Annotated in this window: 10 protein-coding genes; 5 read left to right on the top strand and 5 right to left on the bottom strand. The window is 65.0% G+C overall.

Annotated elements, in window-relative coordinates; all coding sequences use genetic code 11:
• Positions 1 to 222 precede the first annotated feature (222 nt).
• The 5 genes from G3O01_RS36385 (at position 223) to G3O01_RS36365 (ending at position 6,404) form a co-directional block, all read left to right on the top strand.
• Entirely contained in the window at positions 223 to 1,245 is a 1,023-nt protein-coding gene (locus G3O01_RS36385) for a TRAP transporter substrate-binding protein (RefSeq protein ID WP_205811847.1), read from the top strand.
• A gap of 53 nt (positions 1,246 to 1,298) precedes the next feature.
• Positions 1,299 to 3,209, top strand: coding sequence for a TRAP transporter large permease subunit (locus G3O01_RS36380; protein ID WP_205811846.1), 1,911 nt, complete (start codon positions 1,299 to 1,301; stop codon positions 3,207 to 3,209).
• Between the two features lie 71 nt (positions 3,210 to 3,280).
• Positions 3,281 to 3,820 (top strand): VOC family protein, encoded by a 540-nt coding sequence (locus G3O01_RS36375; RefSeq protein ID WP_205811845.1) that lies wholly within the window; start codon positions 3,281 to 3,283, stop codon positions 3,818 to 3,820.
• Entirely contained in the window at positions 3,817 to 5,103 is a 1,287-nt protein-coding gene (locus G3O01_RS36370; protein ID WP_205811844.1) for a ribulose-bisphosphate carboxylase large subunit family protein, read from the top strand. Before G3O01_RS36375 ends, G3O01_RS36370 begins: the two co-directional genes overlap by 4 nt.
• Entirely contained in the window at positions 5,100 to 6,404 is a 1,305-nt protein-coding gene (locus G3O01_RS36365; protein ID WP_205811843.1) for a four-carbon acid sugar kinase family protein, read from the top strand. Before G3O01_RS36370 ends, G3O01_RS36365 begins: the two co-directional genes overlap by 4 nt.
• A 25-nt stretch (positions 6,405 to 6,429) precedes the next feature.
• Here G3O01_RS36365 and G3O01_RS36360 read toward each other — a convergent pair whose 3' ends face one another.
• The 5 genes from G3O01_RS36360 to G3O01_RS36340 all read right to left on the bottom strand — a co-directional run bounded on the left by G3O01_RS36360 (position 6,430) and on the right by G3O01_RS36340 (position 14,158).
• On the bottom strand, positions 6,430 to 9,822 hold the full coding sequence (locus G3O01_RS36360; RefSeq protein WP_205811842.1) for a DNA-binding protein: 3,393 nt from the start codon (positions 9,820 to 9,822) through the stop codon (positions 6,430 to 6,432).
• Positions 9,823 to 10,127: 305 nt separating this feature from the next.
• A complete protein-coding gene (locus tag G3O01_RS36355) occupies positions 10,128 to 11,216 on the bottom strand; it encodes an ABC transporter ATP-binding protein (RefSeq protein WP_205811841.1) in 1,089 nt (362 codons plus the stop codon).
• 43 nt (positions 11,217 to 11,259) lie between these two features.
• Positions 11,260 to 12,114, bottom strand: a complete 855-nt coding sequence (locus G3O01_RS36350) for an ABC transporter permease (protein ID WP_205811840.1) — start codon at positions 12,112 to 12,114, stop codon at positions 11,260 to 11,262.
• Positions 12,111 to 13,064, bottom strand: a complete 954-nt coding sequence (locus G3O01_RS36345; RefSeq protein ID WP_205811839.1) for an ABC transporter permease — start codon at positions 13,062 to 13,064, stop codon at positions 12,111 to 12,113. The genes G3O01_RS36350 and G3O01_RS36345 overlap by 4 nt, the downstream gene beginning before the upstream one ends.
• Positions 13,061 to 14,158 carry an extracellular solute-binding protein gene (locus G3O01_RS36340; RefSeq protein WP_205811838.1) on the bottom strand — a complete coding sequence of 366 codons (1,098 nt, stop codon included), beginning with the start codon at positions 14,156 to 14,158 and terminating at the stop codon, positions 13,061 to 13,063. The genes G3O01_RS36345 and G3O01_RS36340 overlap by 4 nt, the downstream gene beginning before the upstream one ends.
• Positions 14,159 to 14,286: the final 128 nt, after the last annotated feature.

Below are 14,286 nucleotides of genomic sequence, written 5' to 3'. Positions count from 1 at the left end.
AGGGCAAAATCCATCAAAAACAATCAGCTTTCCGGTTTGACAGGGCAACTGTCGGTCCCTAGTCTTGCAGCAACATCATGCACATACTGCACAGCGTAGCGAAAAACCGTCACTGGCGCGCGTGCGAATTCTGATGGTTTTTGATGGCGCATGATGCCACGGCGACACACGAATACATAACGAACAACCATCCTGCTTGGGACAAAGGAAGGAGACATTCGAATGACCAATCTCGTCAGGCGCTCGCTGCTGCGCGCCGCGGCCGCGGCTCCCGTCGCTGGCGCGCTGGGTTTTCCCGCCATCGTCCGTGCCGCTGCGCCGCAATACACGTTCAAGTACGGCAACAACCTGCCGCTCACGCATCCGCTCAACATCCGCGCGAAGGAAGCCGCGGATCAGGTGAAAGAGCAGTCGAAAGGGCGCATGGAAATCCGCATCTTCCCGAACAACCAGCTCGGCGGCGATACCGACATGCTCGCGCAGGTGCGCAGCGGCGGCATCGAAATGTTCACGCCGTCGGCGCTCGTCGTGTCGACGCTCGCGCCCGTCGCGGCGATCAATGCGATCGGCTTTGCGTTCAACGATTACTCGCAGGTATGGAGCGCGATGGACGGCAAGCTCGGCGCGTACGTGCGCGCCGCCATGTCGAAAGCCGGCCTCGAATCGTTCGACAAGATGTGGGACAACGGCTTTCGCGAAACCACGTCGAGCACGCGCGCCATTGCGAACGCCAACGACATGCGTGGCCTGAAGATTCGCGTGCCGGTGAGTCCGCTGAGCATCGACATGTTCAAGGGTCTCGGCGCCGCGCCGACCAGTCTGCAATTCAGCGAGGTTTATTCGTCGCTGCAGACGCATATCGTCGATGCACAGGAAAACCCGCTGCCCATCGTGCAGGTCGCGAAGCTGTATGAAGTGCAGAAGTACTGCTCGCTGACCAATCACATCTGGGACGGCTTCTGGTTCGTGCTGAACCAGCGTGCGTGGCAGAAGCTGCCGAAAGACCTGCAAGGCATCACGGCGGATGCATTCAACCAGGCCGCGCTGCGCCAGCGCGACGACGTCCACAAGCTCAACGACGCCGCCGTCGCCGATCTGCAAGCCAAGGGCCTGTCGATCAACCGTCCGTCACCCGACACGTTCCGCACCGCCTTGCGGCAAGCGAATTTTTACGCCGAATGGAAAAGCCGCTTCGGCAATGAGGCGTGGTCGCTGCTGGAAAGCTACACAGGCAAGCTCGCGTGAATCGGCGCGCTGCGCCGCGCTCGTCGCGCGCATCGCTCACTGGGGAGACCGACATGACGGATCAGGCACTGCCGCACGCAGCGCTCGCGGATGGCGCGGCCGCGTCGCAATTCGACGCAGCGCTCGCCACGAGCGGGCCAAGGCGCTGGCTGCGGCGCTTCGACCGGGCGTTGATCGCGTTAGTCGAAGGTGCGTGCGCGCTGTTGCTGACTGTCGAAATCGTCGTGCTGCTGGCGGGCGTCGTGTGCCGCTATGCGCTGCATCAGCCGCTGGTGTGGTCGGACGAACTGGCGGGCATTCTGTTCCTGTGGCTGTCGATGCTCGGCGCCGTGCTCGCGCTGCGGCGCGGCGAGCATATGCGGATGACGGCGTTCGTGAGCCGTCTTTCGCCGCAGCGTCGCGCGCTGGTCGATACGCTTGCCATCGTGCTGTCGGTTGCGCTGCTCGCGCTCGTGCTGTGGCCCGCGTACGACTTCGCCGCCGCCGAGACGGTGATTCTCACGCCTGCCCTGCAGATCAGCGATGCATGGCGCGCGTTCGCGCTGCCCGTGGGCGCGGGTTTGATGCTGCTGGTCGGCTTGATCCGCCTTGCGCAAGTGAGCCGTCTGCGCGATGTGCTCGTTGCGCTGGTGTTCGTCACGATCGTCGCAGGCGTCATCGGGTGGGCCGCGCCCGCGCTTCCCGATCTCGGCAAGGCGAACCTGCTGATCTTCTTCGTCGGCGTGGTCGGCATCGGCATTTTCTCTGGCGTGCCGATCTGCTTTTCGTTTGCGCTCGCGACGTTCGGCTATCTGAGCCTCACCACGGATACACCGCTCGAAGTCATCGTCGGACGCATGGACGAAGGCATGTCGCATCTCGTGCTGCTCGCCGTGCCGCTGTTCGTGTTCCTCGGTCTGATGATCGAGATGACGGGCATGGCGCGCGCGATGATCCAGTTTCTCGCGAGTCTCGTCGGTCATGTGCGCGGCGGGCTGTCATACGTGCTGATCGGCACGATGTATCTGGTGTCGGGCATTTCCGGTTCGAAGGTCGCCGACATGGCCGCGATCGCCCCCGTGCTGTTCCCCGAAATGAAACGGCGCGGCGCCGACGAAGGCGATCTCGTCGCGCTGCTCTCGACAGCAGGCGCGCAGACGGAAACCGTGCCGCCCAGCATCGTGCTGATCACGATCGGCTCCGTCACCGGCCTGTCGATTTCCGCGCTCTTCACAGCAGGCATGCTGCCCGCGCTCGTGCTCGCGCTGATGCTGTGCTTCGTGGTGTGGATGCGTTATCGCAAGGAAGACCTGAGCCACGCGCAGCGCTTCAACAGGCGTGAAATTGGCCGCATGTTCGTCGTCGCGTTGCCTGCGCTCGCGTTGCCGTTCGTGATTCGCGGCGCCGTGGTCGAAGGCGTTGCAACGGCGACGGAAGTGTCGACGATCGGCATTGCGTACTCGGTGCTGATCGGCCTGTTCGTCTACCGGCGTTTTGCGTGGTCGCGCCTGCCGCGCATGCTGATCGACGCGGCGACGTTGTCGGGCGCGATCATCTTCATCATCGGCTGCGCGACGGCGATGGCCTGGGCGCTCACGCAATCGGGCTTCTCGCAGGATCTCGCTGCCTTGATGACAGCGTTGCCGGGCGGATCGTGGGCTTTCCTCGCACTGTCCATCGTCGTGTTCATCGTGCTTGGCAGCGTGCTGGAAGGCATTCCCGCGATCGTGCTGTTCGGCCCGCTGCTGTTTCCAATCGCGCGCGCCGCCGGCGTCAATGAAGTGCACTACGCGATCGTCGTGATTCTGTCGATGGGCGTGGGCCTCTTCTCGCCGCCGTTCGGCGTCGGCTACTACTCGGCGTGCGCAGTGAGCCGCATCAATCCCGATGCCGGCATGCGACCGATCGTCGGCTACATGAGCGCGCTGCTGATCGGGCTGATTCTCGTCGCATTCATTCCGTGGATATCGACCGGCTTCCTGTAGACGCCCGTCCGCTGTTCTTCAACCGTTACGCAGTTCTTCACGATCCCTTCTCTGGAATTGGGAGTGTCTTCATGAGTCGTTTTTTCGGCGAAATCCGCCAGGCCGGTTATGTCGTGCGCGATATCGAGGCGGCAATGGACCACTGGAGCCGCGTGCTCGGCGTCGGCCCGTGGTTCTATAACGAACGCGTGCCGATCGAGGACTATCGCTATCGCGGCGAACGTTACGACGTGCACAACTCGGTGGCGCTGGCGAATTCCGGCGATCTGCAAGTCGAACTGATCCAGACGCGCAACGACGCGCCGTCGATGTATCGCGACTTTCTCGCGTCGGGCCACACGGGCTTGCAGCACAACGCGTACTGGACGACTTCATTCGATGCCGATCTCGAACGTCTGCTGAAACAGGGCTTCACGGTTGCGATGAGCGGCAACGTCGGCAAGAACGGGCGCTTCGTGTACTTCGATACCGAGCAGCATCCGGGCACGGTGATCGAACTGTCGGAAGTGGCGGGGCCCAAAGGCAAGCTGTTCGACATGATCCGCGCCGCGTCGCTGAACTGGGACGGCCGCGATGCCGTGCGGCCGTTTCCCGACCTGGCCACGCTATGACCACGCAATTGCTACATAACGATAGCGTCGAAGCCGATTACCTGATCGAAACGCCACTCGACCTCGCGCGCGTCGCGGACACGATGGCCGGCGAGCAATCGAGCGGCACCTTCGTGCGCGTCGCCAACGAAAGCGACGAATTGCGCGCGCGCAGTCGCGCGAGTGTGCTGCGTATCGAAGAACTGGAGAGCACGCCGCATGCTTCGCTGCCGAGTGCATGGCTGATGCGTCAACGCATCGACGGACCCTTCAGACGGGCACGCGTCACGCTGTCGTTTCCGGTGGCGAACATCGGTGCGAATCTGCCGACGCTCGCCGCGACCGTCGCGGGCAATCTGTACGATCTCGGCGAAGTCACGGGCATGCGTCTGCTGTCGATGCGCTTGCCGCGCGCGTATCGCGAACAGTTCGATCTGCCCGCGCATGGCGTGGCTGGCACGCGACGTCTGACAGGCGTGCAAACGGGGCCGATGGTCGGCACGATCATCAAGCCGAACGTGGGTTTGTCCGCGCAGGAAACCGCGCGGCTCGTCAGAACGCTGTGCGAGGCAGGCATCGATTTCATCAAGGACGACGAGATCTGCGCGAATCCGCTGCATGCGCCGCTCAGCGAACGCGTGCCCGCCGTGATGCGCGAAGTGCGCGCGTTTCGCGAGCGCACGGGCAAGCGCGTGATGGTCGCGTTCAATATCACCGACGACATCGACGCGATGCGCCGTCACGCGGAACTCGTCGAGCGCGAGCAAGGCGACTGCGTGATGGCGAGCATCAACTGGTGCGGCTTCTCCGCGATCCAGGCGCTGCGCCGCTCGACGCCGCTCGTGCTGCACGCGCATCGCAACGGCTTCGGAATGATGTCGCGCGACGCAGCGCTGGGTATTGGCTTTCAGGCTTATCAGACGCTATGGCGGCTGGCTGGCGTCGATCACATGCACGTGCACGGGCTGGCGGGCAAGTTCGCGCAAAGCGATGCCGAAGTGAGCGAATCCGCCCGCGATTGCGCGACGCCGCTCGCCGAAGGACTCGACGATTGCGTTCTGCCTGCTTTCTCATCGGGCCAATGGGCGGGCACGGTCCCGGCTACCTTCGATGCAATCGGCACGACCGATCTGCTGTTCATGTCGGGCGGCGGCGTGCTCGCGCATCCGGACGGACCGGCAGCGGGCGTGCGCAGCGTGCGCCAGGCGTGGGATGCCGTGCAAACAGGCACGCCGTTGCATGACGCTGCCGCACGCGCGCCCGAGCTGCGCGCCGCGCTCGCGTTCTTCGGTGCGCGGACATGAGCGCGTCGTATGGCTTCTACGGCGACGACTTCACGGGCGCAACCGACACGCTCGCGCATCTCGCACGCGCCGGCCACAGAACACGGCTGTTCCTCGCGCCGCCCACCCAGGCGCGACTCGACGGCGCCGGTCCGCTCGACGCGATCGGCATCGCGGGCGCCGCGCGCGCGATGCCGCCCGCCGCGATGCGCGAAGAACTCGCGCGTGTCGGCGCATGTTTTGCCGCGCTCGGCGTGCGGGTGATGCACTACAAGGTGTGCTCGACGTTCGACAGCGCGCCGGAGACCGGCAACATCGCTACGGCCATCGCCACGCTGCGCGGCCATGCGGGCAATCCGTTCGTGCCGATTGTCGGCGGCCAGCCGGGCTTGCAGCGCTACTGCGTGTTCGGCCAACTGTTCGCGGCTTCCGGCGACGACACGCGCGCTGTTCACCGCATCGACCGTCATCCGACGATGAGCCGTCATCCCGTCACGCCGATGCACGAAGCCGATTTGCGGCTGCATCTCGAACGGCAGGGCCTGCGGGACGTCGATCTGATCGATTGGCGTGCCTACGCGTCACCGATCGATGAACTCGAAGCAAAGGTCGACGCGAAGCTCGCACTCGGCGCGTCCGCGATTCTGTTCGACGTGCTGCGCGACGACGATCTGCACACGCTCGGACGCCTGATCGAATCGCGCTCGCGTCGCGCGCCATTGCTCGCCGTCGGCGCAAGCAGCGTTGCGCAGGCATGGTGTGCGGCGAATCCTGTGCCGACATTACATGAGAGTCACACATCGCCGCCGCTCGGCCGCGCGCAGGGGCCGGTGTTCGTGCTCGCGGGCAGCCTGTCGCCCGTCACAGCTGCGCAGATCGAAGCCACGCGCTCTTACTGGAAGGTCGAACTCGATCCGCTCGCATCCGATGGCGACACGCTTCAATTCAGGGCTGCGCCCATCGTCGATATGCTGCGCGAAGGGCGCAATGTGCTGGCATTCACGCGCCGCCCGCAGGCATCGACACATGAAAAACAGGGCGATGCCAGCCGTGAGCGGACCGCGCATGCGTGCGCAGCGTTGCTGCGCGACGTGGTGCGTGCCGCGAGGCCACGGCGTATCGGCATTGCGGGCGGCGACACATCGAGCCACGCGGTGCAGGCGCTCGACGCATGGGGACTGTCCTATCGCGCGCCGCTGACGACGGGCGTCACCGTCTGCCGCCTGCACGCCGACGAGCCGTGGCTCGACGGCACCGAGGTCATGTTCAAGGGCGGCCAGATGGGCGGCGCCGATGTCCTGGAGCGCCTGGTCACGGGCTGAATGCGCGCGATGCGTGTTGCGCGCTTCAGCCCTCCATCTTCGACATCACCGCCGTGCCCGGATCGTACTGGTAACCCTTTTGCGCGAGTTGCTGGGTCATGGTCGCGCCGATCAGCTTCTTCTGCGCTTCCCTGAACACCAGTTCGTGATCGGGCTTCAGACGTTCCAGTTCGAACGAAAGCCGGCGCAACAGCGCGACTTCGCCCGTGCTGCGGGCATCGATGAAGAGGATTTTTTCGTTCGCCTGATCGAGCCGCAGCTTGATGTCCTTCGCGTACGTCACCCACTGCTCCGCGTTCGCGCGCAGCTCGTTGTAGGCCTTCGTGTGCGCCTTGGCCTGAGCCGCAAGCTGGCGTTGCAGGGATGCAAGTTCTTCCGGGATATCGGCGGGTGCCGATTGCTCGCCGCCTGCGGACGTTTTGTCGTGCGTTTTGTCGTGAGTTTCGCGCGGGCGTTCGGCAAGCGCTTGCGTCAATTCCGCTGCGCGCTGCTCGGCTGCATCGGCGCGTTCCTTGGCGGCAAACGCGTCTTGCGTGACGCGCGCGAGTTCCGCACTGGCGGCCGTTTGCGATTCGCTCATCGTGCCGATCTGCGCGCGAGCTTCTTCGAGTTCGCGTGTGACGCGCTGCAACTCGTTGAGCTGCGTCGACGCCGTATCGCTGCGCGCCGCGGCTGCCTCTCGCTCGGATGAAAGGCTCTGCTCCACTTGCGCCGCCTTCTGCTCCGCTGCGTCCGCTCGCGTGTTCGCGGCCGCGGCTTCCTGTTCGAGGCGCGTCAGTTCAGCACTCGCTGACGTCTTCGCCTCGGTCAGCGTGTCGATCTGCTTGCGGGCTTCGTCGAGTTCGCGCGTGACGCGTTGCAACTCGTTGGCCTGCAATGACGCCTCGCTGTTGCGCGCGGCCGCCGCTTCGCGTTCTGCGGCGAGGCTTTGCTCCAGTTCGGCGGCCTTGGCTTCGGCTGCATCCGCCCGTTCGCTTGCGGTGGACGCGTCGCGCGTGAGCCGCGCCATTTCGGCGCTTGCCTGCGCCTGAGCGTCCGTCAGGGCGCTGGTCTGTTTGCGGGCTTCCTCGCGTTCCGCGGCAAGCGTCTGTTCGAGTTGCGCGACGTGCTGTTCGGCGGTTTCGGCGCGTTGCTTCGCGGCGGATGCGTCTTGCGTCACCTGCGCGAGCTCCGCGCTGGCCGTCGCGTGCGCTTCCTTTTGCGTCTCGATCTGCTTGCGCGCTTCGTCGAGTTCGCCTGAGACGCGTTGCAGTTCGTTCGACTGCGCCGATGCTTCGGCATGTTGTGCCGTCGCTGTCTCGCGTTCCGTCGCGAGCTGCTGCTCCAGCGCGGCGACTTGCTGATTGGCCGTCTCGGCACGGCTATTCGCCGCGGATACTTCCTGCGTCACCCGTTCCAGTTCCGCGGCGCTCGCAGCCTGTGCATCCTTTAGCGCATTGCCGTGCTGGCGGGCTTCTTCCAGTTCGCGCGTAACGCGCTGCAACGCTTCCGATTGAACGGCTGCCTCATTGCTGCGCGCCGCGGCCGTGTCGCGCTCGGCAGCAAGGCTTTGCTCGAGCTGCGCCGAGCGCTGCTCGGCTGCTTCCGCCCGTTCCTTCGTGGCGGCGGTTTCCTGCCTGGCGCTCGCCAGTTCGGCGCTTGCCGCTGCTTGCGACTCGGTCAGTGCGTGGATCTGCGTCCGCGCCTGTTCGAGTTCTTGCGCGACGCGCTGCAGTTCGCCGGTTCGCGTCGCCGATGTTTCCCGCTCCGCTGCGAGGCTTTGCTCGAGTTCGGCTGCGCGTCGCCCGGTTGCTTCGGCGTTTTCCTTCGCCGTCGATGCGTCCTGGGTCAAAGCGTCGATTCTTGCGCGGGCTTCGTCCAGTTCACGCACGACGCGTTGCCGTTCGTCGCTTTGCGCCGCCGTCGCTTCGCGTTCCGTCGCGAGACTCTGGTCCAGTTGCGCTGCACGCTGCTCCGCGGCATCCGCCCTTTGTTTCGCAGCCGATGCCTCTTCCGTGATCCGCGCCAGTTCGGCCGCTGCGATCGCCTGTGCGTCGGTCTGCGCAGCGATCTTCGACTGTGCCTCGGCCAGATCGGCCCGGATGCGGTGCAATTCGTCGCTTTGCGCCGCGGTCGCCTCGCGCTCGACAGTCAGGTTCTGGTCCAGTTGCGCTGCGCGCTGCTCGGCGGTCTCCGCCCTTTGCTTTGCAGCCGATGCCTCCTGCGACACCCGCGTCAGTTCCGCGCTCGCCGCTGCCTGCGCCTCCGTCAGCGCATCGGCGCGTGTACGCGTTTCATCCAGTTCACGTGTGACGCGCTGCAGTTCGTCGCGTTGCGCGGCGGTCGCCTCACGCTCCACCGTCAGGCTTTGATCCAGTTGCGTTGCGCGCTGCTCGGCTGCATCGGCACGCTCGCTGGCCGCCGACGACGCCAGCTTCGCCTGCTCAAGCTCGGCGGCCACGACCGTTTGCGCCTCGGTCAGCGCGGCGATCTGCGCGCGGGCTTCATCCAGATCATGGTTGACGCGCTCCAGTTGGCCGCGCTGCGACGAGACTTCGGCGGCATACTCGAGCGCCGCATCGCGCTCCGAGGCGAGCGCGTTGCGCGTCTCGCGCAGTTCGCCTTCCACCGATTCGAGACGCGTAGTACTTTCGTTCGCCAGCGCCGAGGCGGCGTCGGCGCGCGCCACCGCCGCGCCCGCTTCCTGAGACAGGCGCTCCGCTTCCGCCGACTTCGCCTGGCAAGCCTCGTCCAGTGTCGCGATCTGCCGACGCGCGTCGTCGCGCTCGCGGCCAACCCGCGCGATTTCCTCGTTCTTGGCGGAAACCGTCGACGCGAGCCATTCGTTGGCGCGGTGCTGATCCGCTAGCGAGGTTTGCGCCGCGGCGAGCTCGGCTTCGCTCGTCGATGCGCGTTGGGTCAGATGCTCGGCGTTCGCTTCGGCGACTTCGGCGCGGGCCGTCGCAGCGCCCAGTTCTGCCAGAGCCTGGGCGGCCGATTCCTGCAACGCATTCAGGTCGCGCCGCAGCCCTTCCACCCGTTCGCGCCCCGTTTCGGCTTCCACGCCCGTCTGCTGGTACGCGGCAAGCGCCTCGTCGCGCTCCCGGCGGGCCGCATCGAGCTGGCTGCTCGCCGCCACCAGCCCTTCGCTGAGCTGGCGCCCGGCGTCGTCCTGCGAGGCTGCCCAGATCCGGCGCGCGGCTTCCATCAGGGTCTCGGCCAGTTCGCCCGGCAGGGATTTCTGAGCCGGCTCCGGCAGCGTCTGTGGCTGACGCGCGTCGCGCCAGCGTTGCAGGGCGGCAGCAACGTCTACGATCGAGCCGCTGCGCACCTCCTGCCAGACGGTAACGGGGGATATCAAACGGCCTTCTTCGGTCATCCGGTCCGCAATGGCTGCGACCTGCTCATCAATCATGGTGGTGTCTGCGTCTGTGGACATATGCGCCTCAGGAATCAACTGGCCAGGCGAAAGACAAAATTTTCGATACGTTACTACGATCGGGCCGTTCGCGATGGAAGAAGCGTGCCAGTGAGCGTCTGGCAGTGCGTTTGAGGGCATTCCGGAGGAGAAATTCGAAGGAACACGCGACCTGATCCGACACTACGGAGCAAGCATCGGACCGCGCATTTTGCGTGGAAGCGCCGTCGCGCCGCCAGCGGCCGCGTTGCTCACAGGCGACGCAGGCGCGGGACGCGGTTCAGATCGGCGGGATGGGGGCGTTAGAGACGTTTCGCCAGCGCGCCTCAGGTCGAAGCCCGCGCAGCATGCGCCGAGATCAGCTTGCACGCATGCGCGGGCAGCGCAGCGAGCACGGGCATGCCGGGCGCGAGACCCGGCGCTTCGCGCGGCGTGGTCGCCGCCGTCAGCGTGAAGCCTGCGCAATCGATGGTCGCCTCGAGCGAGGCGCCGACGTCGCGGATGAACCGCACTGTCCCGCGAACGCAGTTCGTATCGTGACCGGCCTGATCGGCACCCAGTTGAAGATGCACGTCCTCCGGCCGGATCAGAAGCCTGATATCGCCGGATACATCCGACATGCGCGCCGGATTCGCGACGACGATCTGCTGCCCGCCCGGCAGACGCACTGCCCCGCTCGCATCGTTCGTCACCGGCAAGATGTTGCCCAGGCCGATGAAGTCGGCCACGAACTCGCTGACGGGATCGCGATAGATATCGAGCGGCTTGCCGACCTGCGCGATGCGCCCTTTCTCCATCACGACGATCAGGTCGGCCATGGTCATCGCTTCGCGCTGGTCGTGCGTGACCATGATCGTCGTGATGCCGAGACGTTGCTGCAGCAGCCGGATCTCGATCTGCATCGCCTCGCGCAGCTTGGCGTCGAGCGCCGACAGCGGCTCGTCGAGCAACAGCAGCTTCGGTGACGTCGCGATCGCGCGCGCAATCGCCACGCGCTGCCGCTGCCCGCCGGAAAGCTGGGTAACAGGCCGCGCCGACATATGCGGCAACTGGATCAGTTCGAGCAGTTCGGCCACGCGTTTGCCCTGCTCGCTCTTACCCGCTTTGCGCAGCTTTAGCGGGTACGCGATATTTTCGGCAACCGTCATATGCGGAAACAGCGCCAGCGACTGAAACACCATGCCGAAGTCGCGCTGATTCGCGCTCACCTGCGTGATATCGCGTCCGCCGAACATCACGGCGCCGGAAGTCGGCATGTCGAGCCCGGCGATCATCCGCAACAACGTGGTCTTGCCGCAGCCCGACGGGCCGAGAAAGCACACCAGCTTGCCTTCGGGGATCGTGAGGTCGACGTTGTCGACGGCATGCGCTGCGCCGAAGCGTTTCGTGACGGACTGCAACGTGAGATGTGTCATGACGGTTTCCAGTCTGTTTCGCGGCAATGCGATGTGCGCGGGATCACAGCGCAACCCCTTTATCGCCGACCAGCTTTTCCAGCAGCCAGATCAGCGCAAAGTCGATCGCGACGACGAATACAGCGAACGAGAACACGGTTGGATCGAGTGACGACACGGTGCGGCTGTAGAGCCACACAGGCAGCGTCATCGTGTCGATGCTGTACAGAAAGAACGTCACCGTGAATTCGTTGAACGAGATGATGAACGCGAACAGCATGCCGGCGAGGATGCCCGGCCGCATCAGCGGCAACACGACATCGACGAGCGCGCGGCGCGGGCTCGCGCCCATCGTGTAGGCGGCCTCTTCGAACTCCGGCCCGATCGACGCCACCGACGCCGCGCAATTCTTCACGGTGAACGGTAACGCGAGAATCACGTGCGCGATGATCAGCCGGAATACGCCGAGTTCGACGGGCAACACGTTGAACACCAGCAGCAGCGACAGCCCGAGCATGACCAGCGGATAGACGAGCGGCAGCGCAACCAGTTGCTCGACCAGCCGCTTGCCGCGAAAACGGTAGCGGCTCAACGCATAGGCGGCAGGCACGGAGACAAGCGTGGCGATGATCATGGTGGCGACGGCGACCAGCACGCTCGTGCCGAGCGCTGCGCCCATCGACAGCGCATCGCTTGCATCGGGCGAAACGAACGTGTGCCACGCCGCGCGATACCACCGCAGGCTGTACGCGTGCGGCGGAAACTCGAGCGTATCGGCCGCACTGAACGACATCGCGATCATCGTGAGAATGGGCAGCGCGGCGAGAAACAGCACGACTGCCGCCGATAGTCCCGCTACCTTGCCGAGCCTGCCGGGCATCGTTGGGGACGCTCTCAGCAATGCACCTGGTGTACTCATCGCGCAGAATCCTCCAGCCGTCGCATGCGCCGCAGCAGCCATTGCGAAAGCGCCATCAGCGTGAGCGTGGCAACCATCAGCACGACACCCGATGCCGACGCCGCCGGCCAGTTCAATAACGGCGAGACCTGGTCGTGCACCAGCACGGCGAGCATCGGCACGCGCCGCCCGCCGAGCAACAGCGGCACCGCGAAGGCACTCGCGTTGTATGCGAACACGAGCAGCGCGCCGGACACGATGCCGGGCATCGCGAGCGGCAACACGATGTCGCGCATGGTTTGCCAGCGGGTCGCGCCGAGCGTCGCCGCGGCCTCTTCATACGAAACGGAAATCGCGCGCATGGCGCTGGACATCGGCAGCACGGCGAGCGGAAACGCCGTCTGGATCAGCCCGAGCAACACGCCATGCTCGCGATAGAGCCACATCACGGGACGCGACGCGAGACCGCTGCCGAGCAATGCATGATTCAGCAGTCCAGCCGGTCCGAGGATCACGAGCCACCCGTAACCCTGCAACAGCAGATTGACGAGCAACGGCAGCAGCACGCCCGCAAGCAGCAGACGCCGCATGAAGCGCGATTCGGTGCGCGCCATGGCAAGCGCAACGGGAATCGCGAGCAGCACCGCAAACACCATGCTTTGAAACGCGAGCCGCAACGTAAGCCACAGCGATTTCAGGAAATAGCCGTCGGCCAGTTCGACATAGTTCTGCAGCGAGAACCCGCGCCATTCGTTCCCCGACACGCCGAAGCTCATCCGCACCACGACGAGCGCGGCGGCGGCGAGCACGACGAGAAACACGAGAATCGGCGCGAGCAGCAGCCATGGCCTCGCGCGCGCAGACGCACCACCGGCGCCGCCTGCGACAGACCCGTCGGACACGCCCGTCGCCCCGGCTGGCGCAACGTCAGCGCGCCCGCGCCGCGAAAAGAGCGCGGGCATGCCGTTCATGCCGAAAAGATTTCCGTGTAGCGTTTGATCCACGCGGGCTGCACGGCCGCGAGCGCCTTGTCGTCATGCAGCACGGCCTTTTCGGCGATCTGCTTCGGGCTCGGCACGAAGGCGCGGCTCTCGGCGGGAATCACTGCCTTCGAGTTGACGGGACCGTTCATCACGTCGGCGGCCATGCGGCCCTGCACGCCTGCATCCAGCGAATGGTTGATGAATGCGTGGATCAGGTCGCTATCGCCAGGATGCGCCTTCGGAATGACGGTGAACATCAGCTGCGTAGCGAAGCCTTCCTTCATCCCATAAGTCACGCCCATCTTGTACTCGGGCTTGCGGATCTGATCGGGGAAAAACGCCGGCGAATAGATGCCGCCGATATCGAGCGAACCGGTGCGGAACAGATCGGCGACCTGATTCGGGTTTTCGCCGAGCGTCATCACATGATCTTTCAGCTGTGCAAGCTTCTTGAAACCCGGCTCGATGTTCTGCTGCGATCCGCCCGCGAGCTTTGCCGCGATGATCGCGAGATCCACGGCTTCGGCCCACTCGGGCGGCGGCAGGAACAGGCGCCCCGCGTATTTCGGGTCCCACAGTGCTTCGTACGATTCGGGCGCCGTTTTCACCGTCGACGTGTTGTAGATCAAACCATCCGACCACAGCAGATAACCGACGCCGAAGCCATTTGCGCCCGTGCGGTATTGCGGCGCGACGTCTTTCAGGTTCGGCAGCTTGTCGAGATCGGGCTTGACGAGCAGGCCCGCATCGCCGAGGCCCGCTGCGCCGACGCCAGCCAGCGTGATGACATCGTAGGTCGGGCGGTCGCCCGAAGCCTTGACCTTCGCGACCATGCCCGACGTTCCGTCGGCACGGTCCGCGATCACTTTCGCGCCCGTCTTTGCGGTGAACGTCGCGGCGATGTTGCGCAGCGCGGCCGTGCCCGTATCGTCGGACCAGGTCAGGAGCCGCAGTGTCTTGCCGGAGAAATTCTGTTGCTGCTGGGCGCGGACGTTGATGAACGGCATTGGCAACGTCGAAGCCGCTAGCGCTGCGCCGATCGTCTTGATCGCCTGCCTTCTGCCCCGTTTGATATCTTGCATGACGGTCTCCTGATGAACAATCGATGCCCTCGGCCAGCAGCACGTGACATGGCGACACCGTGCGAAAGCCTTGCGCGACAACCGACTGTAGGTTTGCCAATATCACCCAACAAGCGAAATCTGCGCAT

This window comes from Burkholderia sp. Ac-20365, assembly GCF_017104715.1.
Classification (GTDB): domain Bacteria; phylum Pseudomonadota; class Gammaproteobacteria; order Burkholderiales; family Burkholderiaceae; genus Paraburkholderia.
This window is presented reverse-complemented; position numbering and strand designations above follow the sequence as displayed.